The organism is Angustibacter speluncae (assembly GCF_054777815.1).
Genome location: NZ_BAAHAF010000173.1, coordinates 1 through 21,655 on the forward strand (window position 1 = coordinate 1; position 21,655 = coordinate 21,655).

Annotated in this window: 24 protein-coding genes; 7 read left to right on the forward strand and 17 right to left on the reverse strand. The window is 74.8% G+C overall.

From position 1 onward, the window contains the following. The 4 genes from ACYVKY_RS19570 to ACYVKY_RS19585 all read right to left on the reverse strand — a co-directional run. A partial coding sequence (locus tag ACYVKY_RS19570) for an NAD(P)/FAD-dependent oxidoreductase (RefSeq protein ID WP_460436661.1) occupies nucleotides 1-405 on the reverse strand: 405 nt, incomplete at its 3' end. Then, nucleotides 402-1,469, reverse strand: coding sequence for an NAD(P)/FAD-dependent oxidoreductase (locus tag ACYVKY_RS19575; RefSeq protein ID WP_460436662.1), 1,068 nt, complete (start codon nucleotides 1,467-1,469; stop codon nucleotides 402-404). The genes ACYVKY_RS19575 and ACYVKY_RS19570, both read right to left, overlap by 4 nt. Next, nucleotides 1,466-2,002 carry an isoprenylcysteine carboxyl methyltransferase family protein gene (locus ACYVKY_RS19580; RefSeq protein WP_460436663.1) on the reverse strand — a complete coding sequence of 179 codons (537 nt, stop codon included), beginning with the start codon at nucleotides 2,000-2,002 and terminating at the stop codon, nucleotides 1,466-1,468. The genes ACYVKY_RS19575 and ACYVKY_RS19580 overlap by 4 nt, the downstream gene beginning before the upstream one ends. Next, a complete protein-coding gene (locus tag ACYVKY_RS19585) occupies nucleotides 1,999-3,078 on the reverse strand; it encodes a type III polyketide synthase (RefSeq protein ID WP_460436664.1) in 1,080 nt (359 codons plus the stop codon). Before ACYVKY_RS19585 ends, ACYVKY_RS19580 begins: the two co-directional genes overlap by 4 nt. A gap of 54 nt (nucleotides 3,079-3,132) precedes the next feature. On the opposite strand from ACYVKY_RS19585, the gene ACYVKY_RS19590 reads away from it, so the two are divergent. After that, nucleotides 3,133-3,978 (forward strand): UbiA prenyltransferase family protein, encoded by an 846-nt coding sequence (locus ACYVKY_RS19590; protein ID WP_460436665.1) that lies wholly within the window; start codon nucleotides 3,133-3,135, stop codon nucleotides 3,976-3,978. A gap of 13 nt (nucleotides 3,979-3,991) precedes the next feature. On the opposite strand, the gene ACYVKY_RS19595 is transcribed toward ACYVKY_RS19590, so the two are convergent. Genes ACYVKY_RS19595 through ACYVKY_RS19610 form a run of 4 tightly spaced genes read right to left on the reverse strand, consistent with a single transcriptional unit; the run spans nucleotide 3,992 to nucleotide 7,785 of the window. Continuing rightward, complete coding sequence (locus ACYVKY_RS19595) at nucleotides 3,992-4,780, reverse strand: alpha/beta fold hydrolase (protein ID WP_460436666.1); 789 nt, start codon at nucleotides 4,778-4,780, stop codon at nucleotides 3,992-3,994. Then, on the reverse strand, nucleotides 4,777-5,592 hold the full coding sequence (locus ACYVKY_RS19600) for a carbohydrate ABC transporter permease (RefSeq protein WP_460436667.1): 816 nt from the start codon (nucleotides 5,590-5,592) through the stop codon (nucleotides 4,777-4,779). Before ACYVKY_RS19600 ends, ACYVKY_RS19595 begins: the two co-directional genes overlap by 4 nt. Then, a complete protein-coding gene (locus ACYVKY_RS19605; protein WP_460436668.1) occupies nucleotides 5,589-6,476 on the reverse strand; it encodes a carbohydrate ABC transporter permease in 888 nt (295 codons plus the stop codon). Before ACYVKY_RS19605 ends, ACYVKY_RS19600 begins: the two co-directional genes overlap by 4 nt. Before the next feature lies 1 nt (nucleotide 6,477). Next, nucleotides 6,478-7,785 carry an ABC transporter substrate-binding protein gene (locus ACYVKY_RS19610; protein WP_460436669.1) on the reverse strand — a complete coding sequence of 436 codons (1,308 nt, stop codon included), beginning with the start codon at nucleotides 7,783-7,785 and terminating at the stop codon, nucleotides 6,478-6,480. Between the two features lie 184 nt (nucleotides 7,786-7,969). On the opposite strand from ACYVKY_RS19610, the gene ACYVKY_RS19615 reads away from it, so the two are divergent. Next, the gene (locus ACYVKY_RS19615; RefSeq protein WP_460436670.1) at nucleotides 7,970-8,782 is read left to right on the forward strand and encodes a thioesterase family protein; all 813 of its coding nucleotides are present in this window, start codon (nucleotides 7,970-7,972) and stop codon (nucleotides 8,780-8,782) included. A gap of 5 nt (nucleotides 8,783-8,787) precedes the next feature. Here the strand turns inward: ACYVKY_RS19615 and ACYVKY_RS19620 are convergent, their stop codons facing one another. The 8 genes from ACYVKY_RS19620 to ACYVKY_RS19655 all read right to left on the reverse strand — a co-directional run bounded on the left by ACYVKY_RS19620 (nucleotide 8,788) and on the right by ACYVKY_RS19655 (nucleotide 15,706). Then, the gene (locus ACYVKY_RS19620) at nucleotides 8,788-9,066 is read right to left on the reverse strand and encodes a DUF7218 family protein (protein ID WP_460436671.1); all 279 of its coding nucleotides are present in this window, start codon (nucleotides 9,064-9,066) and stop codon (nucleotides 8,788-8,790) included. A 61-nt stretch (nucleotides 9,067-9,127) separates the two neighbouring features. After that, nucleotides 9,128-10,591: a protein adenylyltransferase SelO gene (locus ACYVKY_RS19625; RefSeq protein ID WP_460436672.1), complete on the reverse strand. Its 1,464-nt coding sequence runs from the start codon at nucleotides 10,589-10,591 to the stop codon at nucleotides 9,128-9,130. 91 nt (nucleotides 10,592-10,682) lie between these two features. Beyond that, nucleotides 10,683-12,926 carry a catalase/peroxidase gene (katG, locus tag ACYVKY_RS19630; protein WP_460436673.1) on the reverse strand — a complete coding sequence of 748 codons (2,244 nt, stop codon included), beginning with the start codon at nucleotides 12,924-12,926 and terminating at the stop codon, nucleotides 10,683-10,685. A 51-nt stretch (nucleotides 12,927-12,977) separates the two neighbouring features. Continuing rightward, a complete protein-coding gene (locus ACYVKY_RS19635; protein ID WP_460436722.1) occupies nucleotides 12,978-13,373 on the reverse strand; it encodes a Fur family transcriptional regulator in 396 nt (131 codons plus the stop codon). A 94-nt stretch (nucleotides 13,374-13,467) separates the two neighbouring features. Continuing rightward, the gene (locus ACYVKY_RS19640) at nucleotides 13,468-13,719 is read right to left on the reverse strand and encodes a hypothetical protein (protein ID WP_460436674.1); all 252 of its coding nucleotides are present in this window, start codon (nucleotides 13,717-13,719) and stop codon (nucleotides 13,468-13,470) included. Between the two features lie 54 nt (nucleotides 13,720-13,773). Beyond that, nucleotides 13,774-14,088 carry a hypothetical protein gene (locus tag ACYVKY_RS19645; RefSeq protein WP_460436675.1) on the reverse strand — a complete coding sequence of 105 codons (315 nt, stop codon included), beginning with the start codon at nucleotides 14,086-14,088 and terminating at the stop codon, nucleotides 13,774-13,776. A gap of 6 nt (nucleotides 14,089-14,094) precedes the next feature. Next, nucleotides 14,095-14,724: a flavodoxin family protein gene (locus tag ACYVKY_RS19650; RefSeq protein WP_460436676.1), complete on the reverse strand. Its 630-nt coding sequence runs from the start codon at nucleotides 14,722-14,724 to the stop codon at nucleotides 14,095-14,097. Nucleotides 14,725-14,770: 46 nt separating this feature from the next. After that, entirely contained in the window at nucleotides 14,771-15,706 is a 936-nt protein-coding gene (locus tag ACYVKY_RS19655; RefSeq protein WP_460436677.1) for a quinone oxidoreductase family protein, read from the reverse strand. Between the two features lie 84 nt (nucleotides 15,707-15,790). On the opposite strand from ACYVKY_RS19655, the gene ACYVKY_RS19660 reads away from it, so the two are divergent. Genes ACYVKY_RS19660 through ACYVKY_RS19680 form a run of 5 tightly spaced genes read left to right on the forward strand, consistent with a single transcriptional unit; the run spans nucleotide 15,791 to nucleotide 20,216 of the window. Then, nucleotides 15,791-16,165 carry an ArsR/SmtB family transcription factor gene (locus ACYVKY_RS19660; protein WP_460436678.1) on the forward strand — a complete coding sequence of 125 codons (375 nt, stop codon included), beginning with the start codon at nucleotides 15,791-15,793 and terminating at the stop codon, nucleotides 16,163-16,165. After that, entirely contained in the window at nucleotides 16,162-17,079 is a 918-nt protein-coding gene (locus tag ACYVKY_RS19665; RefSeq protein WP_460436679.1) for a cation diffusion facilitator family transporter, read from the forward strand. The genes ACYVKY_RS19660 and ACYVKY_RS19665 overlap by 4 nt, the downstream gene beginning before the upstream one ends. 38 nt (nucleotides 17,080-17,117) lie before the next feature. After that, the gene (locus tag ACYVKY_RS19670) at nucleotides 17,118-17,924 is read left to right on the forward strand and encodes an SDR family NAD(P)-dependent oxidoreductase (protein ID WP_460436680.1); all 807 of its coding nucleotides are present in this window, start codon (nucleotides 17,118-17,120) and stop codon (nucleotides 17,922-17,924) included. Nucleotides 17,925-17,933: 9 nt separating this feature from the next. Next, complete coding sequence (locus ACYVKY_RS19675; RefSeq protein WP_460436681.1) at nucleotides 17,934-19,583, forward strand: amidohydrolase; 1,650 nt, start codon at nucleotides 17,934-17,936, stop codon at nucleotides 19,581-19,583. Between the two features lie 21 nt (nucleotides 19,584-19,604). Then, nucleotides 19,605-20,216: a methyltransferase gene (locus ACYVKY_RS19680; RefSeq protein WP_460436682.1), complete on the forward strand. Its 612-nt coding sequence runs from the start codon at nucleotides 19,605-19,607 to the stop codon at nucleotides 20,214-20,216. An 8-nt stretch (nucleotides 20,217-20,224) separates the two neighbouring features. Here ACYVKY_RS19680 and ACYVKY_RS19685 read toward each other — a convergent pair whose 3' ends face one another. Beyond that, entirely contained in the window at nucleotides 20,225-21,616 is a 1,392-nt protein-coding gene (locus tag ACYVKY_RS19685) for an HNH endonuclease signature motif containing protein (protein WP_460436683.1), read from the reverse strand. Between the last annotated feature and the right edge of the window lie 39 nt (nucleotides 21,617-21,655).

Below are 21,655 nucleotides of genomic sequence, written 5' to 3' on the forward strand. Positions count from 1 at the left end.
CACCTCGCCGGCACGCACCTCGACCGCGCGCACCCGGTGGCGGCGCAGCTGCGCCCCGCGCGCGACGGCGGCCCGGGCGATCCGCTCGTCGAGCACCGCGCGGGGCACCACGTGCGCGGCCCGCTGCATGTCACCGGCGACCTGCGGGCCGTCGGGGCGGCCGAGATCGAGCCGCGCGACCGGGGCGAAACCCTCGGTGAGCGAGGCGGTCTCGACGCCGAGCGCGGCGAGCACGTCGAGCGCGTGGGGCGCGACGCCGTCCCCGCAGGCCTTGTCGCGGGGCAGGTCGTCGCGGTCGAGCAGCAGCACGCGCGCGCGAGGGCGGGCGGCCAGGGCGCCGAGGGCAGCCGCGGCCCCCGCCGGGCCGGCACCCACGACGACCAGGTCCCAGACCGGCTCGCTCACGTGCCCACGGCGGCGGGCGCCGCGGGCCGGGCCAGCTCGCGGACGGCAGCACCGAACACGGCGGGCAGGGCGACGGCGGCGGGCACGAGCGCGCGGCGCACGGGTCGCAGCCGGGTGGCGGTGACCAGGCCCCCGGTCAGCAGCGCGTAGCGGCGGTTCGCCGTGCGCCAGCGGCCCTCGTAGGCGCGCACGTCGTGGTCGCGGACGGCCTCGACGGCGTGGCGGGCCTGCACGAGCCCGAGCGCGATGCCCTCGCCGGTGAGGGCGTCGACGTACCCGGCGGCGTCGCCGACCAGCAGCACGCGGCCGGCCGTGCGCCGGGACGAGCGCTGGCGGAGCGGGCCGGCACCGCGGGTGCTGCCCTCGGTCGGCGCCCCCGCCAGACGCGCTGCCAGCGTGGGGAACTGGGGGAGCAGCTCGTCGAACCCCCGTCGCTCGCGGGTGAGCAGGGCCACCCCCACGAGGTCGTCGGCGACGGGGGTCACGTAGGCCTCGGCGGTGGGTCCCCAGTGCACCTGCACGTGGTCGTCCCACGGCGCGAGCCGCACGTGCCGCCGCAACCCGTGCCGGCCGCCGGCCGAGCGCACCGGGCGGTCGAGCCCGAGCGATCGCCGCAGCGGCGAGTGCAGGCCGTCGGCGGCCAGCACGTACCGCGCGCGCAGCACGTCGCCGTCCGCCAGCCGCAGCCGCACCTCGTCGTCCTGGTCGAGGCCGGCGACCGTCGCGCGCAGCACGGGCACGCCCGCGCGGTCGACGGCCTCGCGCAGCGCCGTCGAGAGCGTGGTGCGGCGGACACCGCGCCCGGGCCCGTGGCCGAACGGGACGGCGACGTCGCGACGTCCGTCGGTGTAGCGGATGCCGGTGAGCGGGCGTCCCGGCGGGTCGACGTCGAGGGCGGCCAGCTCGGCCAGCCCACCGGGCATCAGCCCCTCGCCGCAGGCCTTGTCGACCGGCCCGTCGCGCCGCTCGACGAGCGCGACATCGAGCCCGGCGCGCGCCGCGTGCACCGCGCAGGCGAGCCCGACCGGCCCGCCGCCGACGACGACGACGTCGTGCACGGTCACGTCGTCCTCGCCGCCGGTGCGGCCGAGGTGAGGGCCTCGTCCTCGACCCGGATGCGGGTGCGCAGCAGCACGGTGTCGAGGACGGTGAACACCAGCGCGGTCAGCCACGCGCCGTGCACCAGCGGCAGCGCGATCCCCTCGACCACCACGGCGACGTAGTTCGGGTGCCGCACGAACCGGTACGGGCCGTGCGCCACCAGCGGCTCGCCGGGCAGCACGACCACCCGCGTCGACCAGCGGCGGCCGAGCGACCCGATGCACCACCAGCGCAGGCCCTGCGCCGCGACCACGAGCACGAGCGCGGTCCACCCCAGCCAGGGCGTGAACACGCGGTGCAGCAGCCACACCTCGGCGACAGCGCCGACGAGGAAGCCGGTGTGCAGCACGACCATCGCGGGGTAGTGGCCGCGGCCGTGCTCCACGCCGCCCTGCGACAGCGCCCACGCGACGTTGCGCCGGGTGAGCACCAGCTCGGCGAGCCGCTCGAGCCCGACCGCCACCACCAGCAGCGTGAACAGCACCTGCGACGTCACGCCGCCGCACCCCCTTCGTCGTCGTCGGCCCGCAGCAGCACGGTCTCGAGGCAGAAGCCGGGCCCCATCGCCATCAGCACGCCGTGGCTGCCCGGCGCGGGCGGCCGGTCGCGCAGGGTGTCGGCGAGCACGTGCAGCACCGACGCCGACGACAGGTTGCCGATGCGGTCGAGCGAGGCCCAGGTGACGCCGAGCGCCTCCGGGGCGACGTCGAGCGCGGCCGCGAGGGCGTCGAGCACCTTGGGGCCACCGGGGTGGGCGACCCACCACCCGACGTCGGCGCGGGTGAGGCCCTCGCCGTGCAGGAAGCGGTCGACGTCGTCGCCGACGTGGTCGCGGACGAGCTCGGGCACCTCGGCGCCGAGCACGACCTTGAGACCGCCGGCGCCGACGTCCCAGCCCATCGCGCGGTCGGTGCCCGGGTAGAGGCGGCTGCGGCTGCCCAGCACCTGCGGACCGCGGCCACCGCGGTCGCGCCCGGTCAGGACCACGGCGGCGGCGCCGTCGCCGAACAGGCCGGTGGCCACCAGGTTGGCGGGCGAGGTGTCGTCGCGCTGCAGCGTGAGGCTGCAGAGCTCGACGGCGACCAGCACCGCCACGTGGTCCGGGTGCCCGACGAGGTGGTCGTGCACGCGCGCGATGCCGGCCGCCCCGGCCACGCAGCCCAGGCCGAACAGGGGGATGCGGCGCACGTCGTCGCGCAGCCCGATCCGGGCCGCGATCCTGGCGTCGAGCGAGGGGGCGGCGAGCCCGGTGACCGTCGTGGTCATCACCAGGTCGACGTCGGACGGCTGCAGGCCGGCGTCGGCGAGGGCCGACGCCAGCGCGCGGGCGCCGAGATCGACGGCGACCCGCAGGAACTCGTCGTTCGACTCGCCGAAGTCGCGCAGCGCCGGGTAGCGCTCGAGCGGCAGGGCGAGGTGGCGGGTGGTGACGCCGGCGTGCGCGTGCAGCCGCTCGAGCGCCGCCACCTGCGTGCCGCTGACGCCGATCGTCTCGGCGAGCGTGCGCGTGATCTCGCCCTGCTCGTAGCGGTGGTCGGGGAGCACGCCCCGGACGGCCGCGATGCGGGTCACTCGTCCATGCCTCCGTCGGTCGTCCAGGAACCTCTCCGACCCTAACCTCGGACCGTGCACCCCACGACCCGCAGCCCCGCCGGCCCGCTCGCGGCCGCCCGTGCGCTCGTGCTCTCGTGCCACCCCGGGCCGACGGTGGCCGTGGTGGTGCTCACAGCGCTGCTCGCCGCGGCCGCGGGGCTCGCGCCCGGGCGGGCCGCGCTGGTGGTCGCGGCGGTGCTGGCCGGCCAGCTGTCCATCGGGTGGCTGAACGACCTGCTCGACGCCGACCGCGACCGCGCGGTGGGCCGCCGCGACAAGCCGCTGGCCGCCGGGGCGGCGTCGTCGCGCACGGTGCGGGTCGCCATCGCCGTGGCCGCGGCGCTGTGCGTGCTGCTGTCGCTGCTCGCAGGGGTCGTCGCGGGGCTGGTGCACCTGCTCGGCGTGGCGATGGGCTGGGCGCACGACCTCGGGGTGAAGCGCACCGTGCTGTCGCCGCTGCCGTACGCGGTGGCGTTCGCGTGCCTGCCCGCCTTCGTGTGGCTCGCCCGGGGGCCGAGTGCGGGCCCGCCGCCGGCGTGGGTGCTGGGCTGCGGCGCGGTCCTCGGCGTCGGCGCGCACCTGCTGAACGCGCTGCCCGACCTGGCCGACGACGTCGCGACCGGTGTCGTCGGCCTGCCGCAGCGGCTGGGGGAGCGGGCCGTGCGCCTGGTCGCACCGGCGCTGCTGCTGGCCGGCCTGGTGCTCGCCGTGCTGCTGCCGGGCACCGGCGGTGGGGCGCCGCCGCTCTGGGCGTGGGCGGTGCTGGTCGCAGGGGCCGCGCTCGCGGTGGTCGCCGCGTCGCGGCGCGGGCGGATCCCGTTCGTCGCCGCCGTCGGCGTCGCGCTGCTGTGCGTGGTCGCCCTGGTCGTCCGGGCCTGACCCGCCGTCACGGTCAGCGCGCGTCCCGCACACGCCGCAGCACCGCGTCGGCGACGTCGTCCGGTCGCGTCTCGGGCAGCCAGTGACCTGCCTCGAGCTCCACGAACCGGTACGCCCCGCGCACCTGGCGGGCCGTGAGGTCGGCGGCCCGCCGTCGCAGCGCTGGGTCCCGCGCCCCCCAGACGTACGTGGTGGGCACGTCCACGGGCCCGATCGGCCTGCGGGAGAACGGGATCGCCCGGTACCAGTCGAGCGCGGCGCGGCGTGCGCCGAACGAACCGAGCCGGCGCGCGTAGCGCTCGGCCGTGGCGGGCGGCAGGCCGGACGAGCGGAGCAGCCGCGGCAGCACGAGCGGCAGGGCGAGCTCGGGCAGCACCGGCAGCTGGAACGCCGCCATGTACCAGGACGCGAGCGCCTGCTCCCCGGGCAGCGCCGCCACCATGGCGGCCGGGTGCGGCGTCGACAGCACGGTCAGGGATCTCGTGCGCTCCGGCAGCCACGCGCCGAGGGCCCACGCCACCGCGCCGCCCCAGTCGTGCCCGACGACGTGGGCGGCCGCGACGCCGCGGTCGTCGAGCAGGGCCTCGACGTCGGCCACCAGCTCGGCCGTGCGGTACGCCCACCGTCCCCACGGCCGGGCGTGCGGGGCGTAGCCGCGCTGGTCGGGCACGAGGGTGCGCAGGCCGGCGGCGTGCAGGTGCGGCACGACGTCGTCGAAGGCGCTGCCGTCCTGCGGGAACCCGTGCAGCAGCACGACCGGCTCGCCGTCGGGCGGCCCGCCGTCGCGGACGGGAAGCCTCACCGGATGCCGCTGCGCTGGAACCCCTGCACGAACCACCGCTGGAACACCAGGAACAGCACCACCATCGGGACGACGGACAGCAGCGCGAAGGCCATCGTCGCACCGTAGTCGGCGCCGAACTGGCCCTGCAGGTAGAGCAAGCCGATCGGCAGGGTGAACAGCTCGTTCTGCTTGAGCGCGATGAGCGGCCAGGCGAAGTCGTTCCAGGTCGAGAGCACCGTCAGCACGGTCAGCACCGCGACCAGCGGCCGGCACAGCGGCAGCACCACCTGCACGAACACCCGCACCGGTCCCGCGCCGTCGACCCGGGCCGCCTCGATGAGCTCGCGCGGGATGCCGAGGACGAACTGCCGGGCGAGGAACACGCCGAACGCCGACGCCGCGGTCGGCAGGATGACGGCCCAGTAGGTGCCGTAGAGCCCGAGGTCGGTGACGAGCCGGAACTGGGTGACCATGACGACCTGCACCGGCACCATGAGCGTCGCGACCAGCAGCAGGAACACGACCGAGCCGCCCGGCACGCGCAGGTGCGCGAAGGCGTAGCCCGCGAGCAGGTCGACCGCGACGGTGATCGCGGTGGTGACCATGACGATCGCGACGGAGTTGCCGAACCAGGTGGTGACCGGGAACGCGGTGAGCACCCGCTCGAGGTTCTCGAGCGTGAGCTCGCCCGGCCACAGCCGCAGCTCGGGTCCGAGCAGCTCGCGGCGAGGTGACAGCGCCACGACGACCATCCAGTAGAGCGGGAACAGCAGCACCAGCGCGCTCACCACGGCGAGGGCGACCCGCAGCGGGTAGGTCCGGTCCCTCATGCGACCAGGTCCCGCGTCCGGCTCGTCCGCCACTGCACGGCGGTGAAGGCGAGGGTGACGAGCAGCAGCACGACACCGATCGCCGCGGCGTACCCCTGGTCGCGGGTGCGGAAGCCGGTCTCGTAGGCGTAGGTGACCAGCACCGAGGTGGACCTCCCCGGCCCGCCCTCGGTGAGGACGAACACGATGTCGAAGACGTGGAACGAGTAGATGACGTTCATGACCAGCAGGAAGAAGGTGGACGGCCCGAGCAGCGGCACCGTGACGTACCGGAACCGCTGCCACGTGCTCGCACCGTCGAGCCGCGCCGCCTCGTGCAGCTCGGGCGGCACCCCCTGCAGACCGGCCAGGTAGATGAGCATGTTGAAACCGACCCTCCACCAGAGCGTCACGAGCACCACCGAGGTGAACGCCGCGGGTCCGCTCGACTGCCAGGGGACGCCGTCGAGGCCCACCGCCACGAGCAGCTTGTTGGCGATGCCGACGTTCTGGTCGAACACCAGCACGCCGGTGAGCGCGGTCGCCACGCCCGAGATCACCATCGGCAGCACGACGACCGTGCGGAAGAGCCCGCGCGCCGGCAGCACCGAGTTCATCAGCGTCGCCAGCGCCAGCCCGCCCGCCATGCTGATCGGCACCACGACCACGGTGAACAGCACGGTGTTCGCCAGCGACTGCCAGAACGCGTCGTCGCCGAGCAGCCGGGCGTAGTTGTCGAGCCCCACGAACCGGCCGCTGCCGAACCCGTCCGTCCGCTGCAGGCTGGTGACGACCGCCCAGCCCAGCGGCACGAACAGGAACAGGCCCAGCAGGGCCACGGCAGGGGAGAGGAAGCCGTACCCCGTCAGGGACTCGGTGAGGCGCCTGCCCCGGGCGGACGCCACCTCAGCCCTGCAGCGCCTGCTCGATGCCGGCTGTGATCTCCTCGACCGTCTCGTCGGTGGTGCGGCCCCCGACGAACGCGCCCTCCATGGCGTCGCTGAGCACGGTGTTGATGGCCGCCATGCTGGGCGAGGCGACCTGCTCCGCGTCCTGCGGCTCGACGGTGCCCGCCTGGCCGAGGAACACCGTCGACAGCTCCGGCCGCACCGCGAACTCGACGCCCTGGTCGACCAGGTCGGTGCGGGTGGGGAGCAGGCTCGCGGTGGCGCAGAAGGCGTCCATCTGCTCGCGCTCGGTGACGAAGGTCAGGAACCGCGCCGCGAGCTCGCCCTTGGTGGTGCCGGCGGTGGCGACCAGCGCGTTGCCGCCGAGGTCGCTGCCGCCGCGGACGTCGCGCGGTGCGTAGGTGGCGGCCCACTCGAACGGGGCGAGCTCGTCGGCCTGCGGCAGCAGGAAGGCACCGCCGAACACCATCGCCACGGTCTGCGAGAAGAACAGGTCGCTGGCGTAGGTCGACGACTTCACCGAGCTGTTGGCCGGCACCAGGCCGTCGGTGAAGAAGGAGCGGGTGAACTCGATCGCGCGGCGCCCGGCGTCGGAGTCGATGGCGGGGGCCGACAGGTCCTCGGACAGGAACCGGCCGTCGGCCTGGAACAGCCAGCTGAGCCAGCGCGTGATGCCCTGGCCCTGCCAGTTCACCGCGAACGCCGAGCGGCCGCTCGGGGCGACGGCCTGCAGCTTGCGGCCCACCTCGGCGAACTCCTCCCAGGTCCAGGCCTCCTCGGGCGACTGGGGGACGCCGGTGACGCCGGCGGCCTCCAGCGCCGCGACGTCGTAGAGGATCGCCGAGGTGTCGGTGTGGTGCGGCACCCCGAACGGCGTGCCGTCGGACTGCACCGCCTTCCACATCTGCGGCGTGAACGCCTCGCCCACCCCGCCGTCGAGCAGGTCGGACAGGTCGAGCAGCTGGCCCCGGCCCGCGTAGGTGCCGAGGTTGTCGTAGTCGACGCGGAAGACGTCCGGGGCGGTGTCGGACTGCAGCTGGACGTCGATGTTGGGGAAGAACTGCTCGTAGGGCACGGCGTTCAGCTGCACGGTGACGCCGCTGTTGGCCTGCTCGAAGGCGGCGATGACGTCGCGGAAACCCTGCAGCTCGGGGTCGCTGCCCCAGGTGGTGAAGGTGAGGGTGCCGTCGTCGGACGCGGCGGCGTCGTCGGACGAGGCGCCGGTGAACCCGGCGCACCCGGGCAGGACGGCGGTGGCGGACAGGGCGCCGAGAGCGGCGAGGTACTGACGGCGGGACAGGGTCATGCTGGGGCCCTTCTCGTGGCGGGACGCGCCTTCGCGCGCGACGTCGGTGCCGACGCAGCGTGGATCGTGCACTGACACCTCTCCGTGCGCTGGGGCGCCGACCGATGGAAGCGGTCGTGGCAGGTGCAGCGGGGCCAGGAGGAACGTACAGCGCGGCGCCGAGGTCCGCCGGACGAGCCGTACGGTGGAGTGGTCGTCCCACCCCGAGGAGGTCGCCATCACGGCGTACTTCGAGCGCCTCGACGCCTCGACCTTCCGCGCCTCACCGCTGGTCGCGGGCGCGTGGTCGGTGCACGAGCAGCACGTCGCACCGCCGATGGGGCTGCTCGCGCACGAGCTGGTGCGCGACCGCGACGCCCGCGGCCGGTCCGACCTGGTGGTCGGGCGGGTCTCCTACGACATCCTCGGGACGCTGCCCCTGGAGCCGGTCACGACCCGGGTCGAGGTGCTGCGGCCGGGGCGCACCGTCGAGCTGGTCGAAGCGGTGCTGTCGCACGCCGGCCGGCCGGCGCTGCGGCTGCGGGCGTGGCTGCAGCGCCCCGGCGACACCACGGCCGTGGCGGGCTCGCCCCTGCCGTCCGTGCCCGGACCCGACGCGCTGGAGCCGTGGGACCCCTCGTCGGTCTGGCCGGGGGCGTTCATCGGCACCGTCGAGGTGCGGCGCGCGCAGGTCGCGCCCGGACGGGCCGTGTTCTGGCTGCGCACCCCGGTGCCGCTCGTCGAGGGGGAGGAGGTCGGTGCGCTCGCGACCACCGCGGGGCTGCTCGACGTCGCCAACGGCATGACGGTGCGCGCCGCACCGGCCGACGTGGCGTTCCCGAACCTCGACCTCACCGCGCACCTGCTGCGCGAACCGGCCGGCGGATGGCTCGGTTTCGACACCTCGGTCACGTTCGGCGACGCGGGCGTAGGGGTGACCAGCAGCGTCCTGCACGACGGGCGCGGGCTGCTCGGCGCCCTGGCGCAGGGGCTGACGGTCCGGCCGCGCCGGACCTGAGGGGATCAGGAGTCGCGCAGCGCCTCGACCAGCTCGGCCTTCTTCATCGACGAGCGACCCTCGATGCCGATCTCGGCCGCGCGCTTGCGCAGGTCGGCGACCGTCCAGTCGTCGTAGGCCGGCGACTTCCCGCCCTTCGTGCCGACCGAGCTGCGCGACGTGCGCGCCGCCTGGTTGGCGATGCGGGCCGACTTCTGCTTGCTGTTCCCCTCGTCGCGCAGCTTCTCGTACAGCTCGGGGTCCTTGACGCTCGGGCCGGGCCCGGCCTTCTTCCTCGGGGGCATCGTCACCACCTCCTGCCGTCGAGCCTGGGACGCAGGCGGACGGCTCGCAACCGCTGCGTGCTCACGTCCCGCAGAACGTGACGTGGCGGCCGGATCCCGGGGGCGCCGGCGCCGCGTAGCGCTCCTGGCCCGCGCGCTCGACGAACGGGTCGGTGACGACCGCGACCAGCCGCTCCAGCGGGGCGAGGTCGCCCCCGGTGGCGGCGTCGAGCGCCTCCTCGACGAGGTGGTTGCGCGGGACGTACACGGGGTTGGAGCGGTCGGCCAGGTCGGCGTCCGGGCTGGTCGCCGACCAGCGACGCAGCCAGGACGCGGTGAGCTCGCCGCCCGGGAGCAGCGACTGCACGGCCTGGAGGTCCCCGCGCGCGGCCGCACCGAGCGAGCGGAACCCGTTGGTGTGGTCGACCGCACCCGTCTGCAGCAGCACCAGGAAGCCGTCGGCGAGGTCGCGCACGGTGGTGTCGTCCACGGCGTCGATCAGCCCGAGCTTGTCCCGTACGCCCTGCAGCCAGGCACGCTGGAAGGCCGGCAGGAAGCGGTCGAGGGCCTCGGTCGCGAGCTCGACGGCGCGGTCCTGGTCGTCGTCGACCAGCGGCAGCAGCGTCTCGCCCAGCCGGGCCAGGTCCCACACCGCGATCCCCGGCTGGTTGCCGTAGGCGTAGCGCCCGTCGTGGTCGATCGAGCTGAACACCGTGGCGGGGTCGTGGGCGTCGAGGAACGCGCACGGCCCGTAGTCGATCGTCTCGCCGGAGATCGTCATGTTGTCGGTGTTCATGACGCCGTGCACGAACCCGACGAGCATCCAGCGGGCGACCAGCGACGCCTGGGCCGCCACGACGGCGTCGAGCAGCGCGAGGGCCGGACGGTCGGCCTCCGCGGCGTGCGGGTGGTGCCGCGCGATCGCGTGCTCGGTCAACCGGCGGAGCAGGGCGAGATCACCTGTCGCGCGGGCGTACTGGAAGCTGCCCACCCGCAGGTGGCTGCTCGCCACGCGCGCCAGGACGGCACCGGGCAGCACCCGCTCGCGGACCACCGGGCGTCCGGTGGCGACCACGGCCAGGGCGCGGGTGGTGGGGATGCCGAGCGCGTGCATCGCCGCGCTGACGACGTGCTCGCGCAGCATCGGCCCGACCGCTGCCAGACCGTCGCCGCCGCGGGCGAAGGGCGTGCGGCCCGACCCCTTCAGGTGCAGGTCGCGGAGTCGGCCGTCGGCACCGACGAGCTCGCCGAGGAGCAGGGCACGACCATCACCCAGACGGGGTGACCAGCCGCCGAACTGGTGTCCTGCGTACGCCTGTGCGACGGGTGTCGCGCCGTCCGGCACGTGCGCCCCCACGAGGAGCCGGATGCCGTCGGGGGAGCGGAGCCGGTCGGGGTCCAGGCCCACCTCGGCCGCGACGGCGTCGTCGAGCACCAGCAGCCGCGGGTCGGGAGCGGGCTCGGCCGTCCACGGCACGGCCAGCTCCGGCAGCTCGCGGGCGAACCGGGACCCGAGCACGACGGGGTCGGACGAGGTGATGCTCACCCCGTCGAGCCTACGTCGCGCGGACGCCGACGGCCCGCCGGCACCTCGCGGTGCCGACGGGCCGTCGGGACGGAACCGGTTGTCGCGACGACTACTTCACGTCGTAGCGGTCCAGCATCATGACCTTGTCCCACGCCTGCACGAAGTCGTGCACGAACCGCTCCTTGGCGTCGTCGGCCGAGTAGGCCTCGACGATGCCGCGCAGGATCGAGTTCGAGTTGAACACGAGGTCGGCGGCGGTGGCGGTGCGCACGACCGTGCCGCTCGCGTCACGTCCCTCGTAGACGCCCTCGCCCTCCTGCGCGGTGCTCCAGGAGATGCCGAGGTCGAGCAGGTTGCGGAAGAAGTCCTGCGTCAGGACGCCCGGGGTCTCGGTGAACACGCCGTGCTGCGTGCCGCCCGCGTTGGCGCCGAGCACCCGCAGGCCGCCGACCAGGACGGTCATCTCCTTCGCGTCGAGCTCCAGCATGTACGCCCGGTCGACCAGCAGCGTCTCGGCCGGCAGCTTCACGCCCTCGGCGATCCAGCTGCGGAAGCCGTCGGCGCGGGGCTCGAGCCACCGGAAGGTGTCGGGGTCGGTCTGCTCCTGGGTGGCGTCGGTGCGGCCCGGGGTGAACGGGACGGTGATCTGGACGCCCGCGTCGGCCGCGGCCTTCTCGACGCCGGCGGCGCCGGCGAGCACGATCAGGTCGGCGAGCGAGATCTGCTGCGACAGCGACGAGCGCAGCTCCTCGAGCCGGTCGAGGACCTCACCGGTGCCGGCGTTGACGGCCCAGTCCTTCTGCGGCGCCAGCCGCAGCCGGGCGCCGTTGGCGCCGCCGCGCTTGTCGGTGCCGCGGTACGAGGCGGCCGAGGCCCAGGCCGTGCTCACCAGCTGCGAGACGCTGAGGCCGGAGTCGAGCACCTTCTGCTTGATCTCGGCGACGTCGGACTCGGAGACCAGCTCGTGGTCGACGGCGGGCACGGGGTCCTGCCAGAGCTGGACCTCCGACGGCACCCACGGCCCGAGGTAGCGGGACAGCGGGCCCATGTCGCGGTGCAGCAGCTTGAACCACGCCTTGGCGTACGCCTTCGAGAAGGCGTCCGGGTCGTCGCGGAACTTCTCCGAGATCGCCCGCATCTCCGGGTCGGTGATGAGAGCGAGGTCGGTCGTCGCCATCATCGGCCGGTGGAAGACGCCCTCGCGGTGGGCGTCCGGCACGGTGGCCGACGCCGGGTCGGTGGGCTGCCACTGCTTGGCGCCCGCGGGGCTCTCGGTGAGCTCCCACTCCCACGCGAACAGCGTGTCCCAGTAGCTGTTGTCCCACGTGGTGGGCGTCGGCGTCCAGGCGCCCTCCAGGCCGGAGGTGATGGTGTCCTCGGCCTTGCCCTTGCCGAACTCGTTCTTCCAGCCGAGGCCGTTGCCGTGCACCGGGCAGCCCTCGGGCTCGGGACCGACGAGGTCGGGGTTGCCGCCGCCGTGGGTCTTGCCGAAGGTGTGGCCGCCGGCGATGAGGGCGACGGTCTCCTCGACGTCCATCGCCATCCGGGCGAAGGTGATCTTGATGTCGTGCGCGGACGCCATCGGGTCCGGGACGCCCTTCGGGCCCTCGGGGTTGACGTAGATCAGGCCCATGGTGACGGCGGCGAGGGGGCCCTCGTCGAGGTCGAGCGGGTCCTCGCCGGCGTAGCGCTCGTCACCGAGCCAGGTGTCCTCGGGACCCCAGAAGGTCTCCTCGGGCTGCCAGACGTCCTCGCGGCCGAAGGCGAAGCCGAAGGTCTCGAAGCCCATGTCCTCGTGGGCGACGTTGCCGGCGAGCACGAGCAGGTCGGCCCAGGACAGGGCGCGCCCGTACTTCTGCTTGATCGGCAGCAGCAGGCGGCGGGCCTTGTCGAGGTTGGCGTTGTCGGGCCAGCTGTTGAGCGGGGCGAACCGCTGCTCGCCCGCGCCGGCGCCGCCGCGGCCGTCGGCCTGGCGGTAGGTGCCGGCCGCGTGCCACGACATCCGGATGAACAGCGGGCCGTAGTGGCCGTAGTCGGCCGGCCACCAGTCCTGCGAGGTCGTCATGACCTCGACCAGGTCGCGCTTGACGGCGTCGAAGTCGAGCGTCTGCACGGCGGCGCGGTAGTCGAAGTCCTCGCCGAGCGGGTCCGACCGGCGGGAGGTGCGGTTCAGCACGCCGAGGTCGACCTGGTTGGGCCACCAGTCGCGGTTGCTGCGGGGGCGGTGGTCGGTGTCCGCCTTCGGCGACTCGATGACCGGGTTCTCGCTCTCGCTGGTGCTCGCGGTCGTGTCGGTGCCCTGCGGGCTGGCGCTCTCGTCGCGGGGCTTGGGGTCGGAGGTCTGGTCGGTCACGGTGTGCCTTCCTGCTCGGTGCGGATCGGGTGGATCGGGTGGATCGGGTGGTCAGCGGGTGGCGCAGTCGGGGCAGCGGCCCCAGTAGACGACCTCGGCCTCGTCGACGGTGAAGCCGTTCTGGTCAGCCGGGTGCAGGCACGGCGCCTCGCCGACGGCGCAGTCGACGTCACCGATCGCGCCGCAGGACCGGCAGACGACGTGGTGGTGGTTGTCGCCGACGCGTGCCTCGTAGCGGGCGGTCGACCCCGCGGGCTGGATGCGGCGCAGCAGGCCGGCGTCGGTCAGCGTGCGGAGCACGTCGTACACGGCCTGGTGCGACACGGCGCCCAGGTCGGCGCGGGCGGCGCCGATCAGGGCGTCGGTGTCGGCGTGGGGACGCTCGTGCACGGCCCGCAGCACCGACACCCGGGGGCGGGTCACGCGCAACGACGCCGCGCGCAGCATGCGCTCGGCGTCGTCGACGGTGGTCACACCACCGACCCTGCCCTACTTCCTTGAACAGTTCAAGTTTCTGCGGGACCCGGTCGGTGCGACCCGCTCAGTCGGGCCGGACCTCGTCGGCGTGCTCGGCCACGAGCCGCTCCACCTCGAGCCGGTCCGGCTCGTCGTGGATGCGCCGCGCCAGCTCGTCGAGCAGGGCGTCGCTCGCCTGCACGTCGGCCTCGCGCGCGCCCTTGGCGAGCTCCTCGCGGACGGTCTCCTGCGTCGCGCCGTCCTGCCACGACACCACCCGGTCCACCACCGCCTGGAGCGCCTCGACGGTGGCCTGCTGCGTGCTCTCGGTCGCCATGCGACCACCCTCGCCCGGACGCGGGTCGTCCGCATCCCGAGGTGGGGGCCGGCGTCAGACGTCGATGCCGCGCACCCAGCGCTCACCGGCGTCGCCGCCCCACGCGTCCCAGGCGACGCGGCCGGGGGACGGGTAACCCGGTGTGCGGTAGGCGAAGCCGTCCGCCTGCTTGTCGACCGAGTGGCGGGCGAAGTACGCCTGCATCTTCTTCACGTCGGCGTCGCTGAGGGCGACGCCGTCGGCCAGCTGGTGCGCGCGACGGCGTCCGACGTCGGTGAAGCCCTTGCCCGCCTTCCCGTCCTCGATCCAGCGGACGGCGCGCTTCCCGACCTGCTGCACGCCCTTCGGCGGCACGTGCCCGTCAGCCACGGCCGCTCACCCCTGCGCCGGGTAGGGGGAGGCCTTCAGCAGCCGCGCGAGGTGCGCGGTGTTCGCCGCCAGGGAGGAGTTCTGCGAGGCAACCTTCTCGGGCGTCTCGTCGAGGTCCTGGTAGTCGACCGAGCCCATCGCCTCGCCGACCCAGTAGGTGCCGGCGCCGGCGGCGAGGGTGAACCCGACGTCGTTCAGGCCCTGCGCCACCTCCGCGACGACGTGGTGCGCGCCGTCCTCGTTGCCCACCACCGCGATCGCGGCGACGCGACCGGACATGATCGGCCGCCCCTGGTCGTCGGTCTCGGCGATGTCGGCGTCGAGGCGCTCGAGCACCTGCTGGGTCACCGACGACGGGTGCCCCATCCAGATCGGCGCCGCGACCACCAGGATGTCGGCGTCGAGGACGCGCTGGCGCAGCGCGGGCCACTCGTCGCCGTCGCCCATGTCGGCCTCGACGCCGCGCTTGACGTCGTGGTCGACGACGCGCACGACGTCGCCGGTCACGCCGTGCTCGCCGAGCGCCTGCAGCACCTGGCGGCCGAGCAGCTCGCTGGAGGAGTCGGCCGGGGACGGGGTCAGGGTGCAGACGAGCACCAGGGCGGTCAGGGGCGTCGTGTCGGTGGAGACGGTCACCCGTCGAGCGTGCGGTCTGGTCGGCCCCCCCGCATCCCGGGGAGGCTCAGGGGAGCAGGACGACCTTGCCGCGCGCGTGACCCGTGGCCAGGTGCTCGTGGGCCGATCGCACGTCGGTCAGCGCGAAGGTGCGGTCGACCTCGACGCGGTACCTGCCCGCCCCTGCGGCCTCGAGCAGCTCGGCGCGGGCCGCGTCGCGGACCGCCGTGCCCGGGTCGGCGCCCGGCCCGCCCCCCAGCAGCCGGATGCCGAGGCCCGGCCCGCGGGCGAACGCCGCGACCGAGGCGATGCGCCCGCGGTCGGCCACCAGCTCGACGCTGACGTCGACCGCCTCGTCGGTGCCGACCGTGTCGAGGGCGACGTCGACGCCGTCCGGAGCCAGCTCGCGGATGCGGTCGGCGAGACCCGTTCCGTACGAGAGGGGTTCGGCGCCGAGCGAGCGCAGCGCGTCGTGCCGGGGCGGGCTCGCCGTGCCGATGACGCGAGCTCCCCCTGCGACGAGGAGCTGCACGGCGGCGCTGCCGACGGCGCCGGCGGCGCCGTGCACGACGACGGTCTCGCCCGGCGCCGCGCCGGTCGCGTGCATCAGGTGCGCCGCGGTGGTGCCGACGAGCAGCAGGCCGGACGCCTCGGCGAAGGTGAGCGTGGACGGCTTGGCGAAGACGTCGGCGGCACGGGCGACGACCCGGTCGGCGTAACCGCCGGCGACGCGGAAGGCGACCACCTCGTCGCCGGCGCGGACGTGGTCGACGCCGGGTCCCACCTCGGCGACCACGCCCGCGACCTCGTACCCGAGGCGCAGCGGCAGGTTCGCGGGGTCGGTGCCGAACGCGCCGGAGTACGACTTCAGGTCGGCGGGGTTGGCTGCCGCGGCGCGCACCTCGACCGCCACCTCACCCGGACCGGGCGGGTCGTCCGGCACGTCGACCACCTCGAGCACCTCGGTGCTCCCGTACGCCGTCGCCACCACCGCGCGTCCCATGCCGGCCCCAACCCGCCGGGTGGGCCGAGGCATTCCGTGTTGCGCTAACGTCTGATCATCTGATCAGACGTCTGGAGGTGCGCGGTGCCGCACGTGATCCGCGAGCACGCCCACGAGGTGCACCCCGAGGTGGTGCGGGAGGTCCGCGACGCCGCCCTCGACGAGCGCTCCCTGCACGACGTGTCGCGCGTGTTCAAGCTGCTCGGCGACCCCACCCGGTCGCGGCTGCTCTACGCGCTCCTCGACGCGCGCGAGGTGTGCGTCTGCGACCTCGCCGCCGCCACGGGCCTCGCGGAGGCCACGGTGTCGCAGGCCCTGCGCCTGCTGCGTGCCACCGACGTCGTCGTCGCCCGCCGTGACGGGCGCCTCGCGTACTACCGGCTCGCCGACGAGCACGTCCGGCTCCTGCTCGACGTCGCCCGCCGGCACGTCGCGCACCCGGTGGGGGCGGGGTCGTGAGCGCGGGCCACGGGCACGGGCACGGCCACGCCTCGCTCAGCGCCTCCGGGCGGCACCGGGGCCGCCTGCTGGCCGCGGCGCTGCTCGTCGGGTCGTTCTTCGCCGTCGAGCTCGTCGCCGGGCTCCTGACCCGGTCGCTGGCGCTGCTGTCGGACGCCGGGCACATGGCGGCCGACGTCGTGACCCTCGTGGCGGCGCTGGTGGCGACCCGGGTCGCCGCGCGTCCCGACGACTCGGGCCGCCGCACCTACGGCTCGTACCGCGCCGAGGTCCTCGCGTCCGGCTTCGCCGTGCTCGTCATGCTCGGGGTCGCGGTCTACGTGGCGTACGAGGCGTTCTCGCGGCTGGGTGACCCGGTCGCGCCGGCCGCGCTCGGCATGGTGGTCGTCGGCGCGCTGGGCCTCGCGGTGAACCTGGTGGCGCTCGCGCTCCTGCGCCAGGGCTCGCGGGAGAGCCTCAACGTGCGCGGCGCCTACCTCGAGGTGGTGGCCGACACCGTCGGCTCCGTCGGGGTGCTCGTCGCCGGGGCGCTGGTCGCGCTCACCGGCTCGGGGGCGTGGGACACGGTGGTCGCGCTCGCGATCGCGGTCTTCGTCGTGGTGCGGGCCCTGCGGCTCGGTCGCGAGGTGCTCGCCGTGCTCGGCCAGCACGCACCGGCCGGTGTCGAGCCCACCGAGGTGGCCGAGGAGCTGGCGGCCCTCGACGGCGTCGCCGACGTGCACGACCTGCACGTCTGGCAGCTCACGTCCGGCATGGACGTCGCGACCGCCCACCTGGTCACGACCCCGACCGCCACCACCCACGACGTGCTCGACCGCGCCCGGCACACCCTCCAGACGCGGTTCGGGATCGCGCACGCGACCCTGCAGGTCGAGCCCGCCGACCACACCGGCTGCGACGAGATCGCCTGGTAGACCCGCATGGCGGTCTGCGACGCGGGCAGGGGAGCGCCATGACCGACACCACGTCAGCCCCCCGTCCGCTCGCGCTCGTCACGGGGGCGTCCAGCGGCATCGGCTTCGAGATCGCCCGCCAGCTCGTCGAGCGGGGGTTCGACCTCGTCGTCGCCGCGGAGGACGCCCGGCTGGCGGAGGCCGGCTACCAGCTGTTCGAGACCGGTGCCGACGTCGTGACGGTGCGCGGCGACCTGCGCGAGACGGCTGCTGTCGAGCGCCTGCACGAGGCGGCCAGGGGCACCGGGCGCCCGGTCGACGTGGCGGTGCTGAACGCCGGCGTCGGACGGGGCGGCGCCTTCGTCGACACCGACCTCGCGGACGAGCTCGAGGTGATCGACCTGAACGTCACCTCGACCGTGATCCTGACGAAGCTCGTGCTGCGCGACATGGTGGCGCGCGGCGAGGGCCGGATCCTGGTGACGTCGTCGATCGCGTCGACCATGCCCGGTGCGTTCCAGGCCGTCTACAACGCGTCGAAGTCGTTCCTCCAGTCGTTCGTCGAGGCGTTGCAGGAGGAGGTGAAGGACACCGGGGTCACCCTGACCTCCCTCATGCCCGGCCCGACCGACACCGACTTCTTCCGCCGCGCCGACATGCTCGACACGACGGTGGGCCAAGGCAAGAAGGACGACCCGGCGCAGGTCGCGAAGCAGGGTGTCGACGCGTTGCTCGACGGCGACGACAAGCTCGTGGCGGGTTCGCTGAGGACCAAGGTGCAGGGCGCCGCCAACAGCGTCCTGCCCGACTCGCTCAAGGCGAAGGCGCACCGCGCGATGGCCGAGCCGCAGGGCGACGACGCGTAGCCTCTCGCCGTGGGCGAGGGGAGCGGTGCCGACCTGGTGCTGCGCGGCGCCCCCGTCCTCGCGGACGACCGGTGGGACGGCGACTGCCTCGCCGTCCGGCACGGTGTGGTGGTCGGACGCGGCACGTGGGCCGACGTGCGGCACCTGGTGGGGCGCGGCACCCGGGTGGACGACCTCACCGGGTCGTGGCTCCTGCCCGGGTTCCACGACGCCCACGTGCACCCGGTCGCGGGAGGGCTCGAGCGGCTGGCCTGCGACCTGCTCGGGCTGCGCACGGTCGAGGAGTACCTCGACGCCGTCCGCGCCCACGCCGCCCGGCTGCCCGAGGGCGCGTGGGTCACCGGGGGCGGGTGGTCGATGGACGCGTTCCCGCGGGGTGTGCCCGCCGCGGCGCTCCTCGACGAGGCCGTGCCGGGACGTCCGGTGCACCTGCCGAACCGCGACCACCACTCGACGTGGGTGAGCTCGGCGGCGCTGCGGCTGGCGGGGATCGACGCCTCGACGCCCGACCCGCCGGACGGGCGGATCGAGCGCGACGCCACCGGCGCGCCGACGGGCGCGCTGCACGAGGGTGCGATGCGGCTGGTGGCCGACCGCGTGCCGCCCCCGACCGCGGACGAGCAGCTGGCCGGCCTGCTGGAGGGGCAGGCGCACCTGCACTCGCTCGGGATCGTCGGCTGGCAGGACGCGCTCGTCGGGAACGGTCTGGGGATGCACGACACGCTCGGCACGTACGTGCGGGCGCGGTCCGAGGACGTGCTGACGGCCAAGGTGGTGCTGGCGCTGTGGTGGGACCGCGACCGCGGCCTCGACCAGGTCGACGACCTGCGCCGGCGGCGGAAGGTGGCCGCCGACGCGGGACTCCGTGCCACCAGCGTGAAGATCATGCTCGACGGCGTCTGCGAGACCCACACCGCCGCCGTGCTCGAGCCGTACCTCGACCCGACGGGCCGGCCCACGGAGAACCGCGGCCTGTCGTTCGTGGACCGCGACGTGCTGCAGCAGGCGGTCTCGCTGCTCGACGCCGACGGGTTCCAGGTGCACCTGCACGCGCTCGGCGACCGCGCGGTGCGCGACGGGCTGGACGCGATCGCCAGGGCGCGGACGGAGAACGGGGACCGGGGCAACCGGCACCACCTGGCGCACCTGCAGATCGTCGACGACGCCGACGTGCGCCGGTTCGCCGAGCTCGACGCCGTCGCGAACGTGCAGCCGCTGTGGGCGTGCCGCGACGAGCAGATGGAGCGCCTGACGCTGCCGTTCCTCGGTGAGCCGGCGCGTCAGCGGCAGTACGTGTTCGGGTCGCTGCACCGGACGGGCGCGCGGCTGGCGTGCGGCTCGGACTGGCCGGTGTCGGACGCGTCGCCGCTGCGCGGCATGGAGGTGGCCGTGACGCGGCGGGAGACGGGGTCGTCGGCGGAGGCGCCGCCGCTCCAGCCCGAGGAGGCGCTCACGCCGGTCGAGGTGCTGCGGGCGTACACCCGGGGCAGCTGCTGGGTGAACGGGCTGGAGGACAGCAGCGGGGTGCTGGAGGTGGGGCGCGCGGCCGACCTGGTGGCCGTCGACACCGATCTGCTCGGGACGCCGGCGTCGGGCTGGGTCGGCGCGACCGTGGTCGGGACCTGGGTCGACGGGCGCGAGGTGCACCGCGCGAGGTAGGTTGTGGCAGTGGCGAAGTCGATGACATTCGGGCACCTGCAGATCGCCTACGACGACCGGGTGCTGGAGCCGCGGGCGTGGACGACGCTGCAGTCGGAGTGGGCCGCCGCGCTGCTCGACCGGGCACCCGCGGGCCGGGTGCTCGAGCTGTGCGCCGGGGCGGGCCAGATCGGGCTGCTTGCCGTCGCCTCGTCGGACCGCGAGCTCGTGTGCGTCGACCTCAACCCGGTCGCCTGCGAGTTCACCCGCGAGAACGCCCGGACCGCAGGCCTCGCCGACCGCGTCGAGGTGCGCGAGGGCCGCATCCGCGACGTCCTCGGTCCGGACGAGCGGTTCGCGCTGGTGGTCGCCGACCCGCCGTGGGTGCCGAGCGCCGGGGTCGCACGGTTCCCCGAGGACCCCCTGATCGCCATCGACGGCGGCGACACCGGCCTCGACGTGGCGCGCGAGTGCGTCGACGCCGTCGTCGCGCACCTGCTGCCGGGCGGCTCGGCGCTCCTGCAGCTCGGCACGACCGAGCAGGCGACCGAGGTCGGACGCTGGCTCGACCACGTGCCCGATCTCTCGCTCGGCGAGGTGCGGTCGCACCAGGACCGCGGCGTCGTCGCACGTCTCGACCGCGCCCCGGCCTGACGGTCGGATCAGCACCCGGGCAGGCGTTCGACCTCGACGACCTGGTGGGTGCCGAGGGGGCTGGTCCAGTGGTGGGCGACGACGTGGCCGGCGGTGTCGAGGCGCGCGGACACGCGCCAGAGACCGGCGGTCTTCCAGCGGTGGCAGCGGCGCGACCTCGGGCTGAGGTTCTGAACGCTGGTGGGGCCGCGGGGATGGGGAACTTGGTGGTCGAGGTCGCACCTGCTGCTCGGGACGCCGCAGCCGGGGAAGGTGCAGACCGGGTCGCGCGCCCGGACGGTCTCGTCGGTCTCCACCGTCGCCACGTAGGCGCTGGTCGAGTGCTGCGGGTCAGACCGCATCGCGGTCCGCGTCCTGGCGACGAGGGTGGCTCTCGTCCAGCCGGTCTCGGGTGCGGCGCCGAGGCGGACGAGGCGGGTGAGGTGGCCGGTGTCGTCGGTCAGCAGCACGCACGTCGACGCGCCACGGTCGAGCAGCTCCTTCGCCGCGACCCGTGCGGTGGCGGCGGAGGCGTGCACCGGCGCGCCGACGCCGCGGACCTCACCGGGTGCGTCGGCTGCGTCGCCCTCGCCGAGGAGGGTGTCGGCGTGCAGCACCACCCCGAGCTCGCGACGCACACCTGCTCGTGTCGGCTGGTCGCCCAGGACCGCTGCCTCCAACGCGTCGACCTCCGCCATCCCGACCGTGCGGTCACCGAGCTCGTCGCCGCCCAGGGCACGGGCCGCGCCCTGGACCGCGTTCGCGATGGCGACGACCTGCTCGATCGGACCCGTCACCGTCAGCGTCGCGACCGCCGGGTTGCCGGGGTCGACCTCCACCCAGGTGCCGGTGCGTTCGCGCAGGTCGCGACGCACCTGCTCCTCGTGGTCGGTCCGCACCCTGGCCACGGCCTTGCGGACCCGGCTGGTGAACGCCTTCGGCTGCGGGCCGTCCCAGGGCCCGAGCGGCCCGTTGCCCTGCTGCGGCGTGGTCGGCAACGCGTCGAGGACCTCGGCCTCCACGGCCTGCGCGAGGTCGTGCGGCAGGGCCTCGGTCTCCCGGGCCAGCACCCGGGCGCGGACGCCGTCGATCCGGCCGGCTTCGAGCGCCGCCAGCGTCAGCACCAGCGGACCGCACAGCTGGGCCGCGGCGTCGACCTCGCGGGACGCGTGCCAGCGCGCCAGCCCGGTCGCGGCGGCGACCTCGTCGGTCGAGATGGCGTGCAGGTCGTGCGCCCCGACCACCCCGTCACGCGCCGCACCCACCAGCACCGGCAACCCGATCTGCCACGCCTCGGTGGCGTGGACGTCGCGGGTGATCGCGTGGATCAGCCGCAACCTGTCGGCGTCGCGGGCGAAGTCGGTCAGGCAGTGCGCGCGCAGGTCGCCGACCAGGGTGCCCGCGCCGTCGTCCGACCTCATGCATCGACACTAGACCCCAGCACTGACAACAGGTTTCGC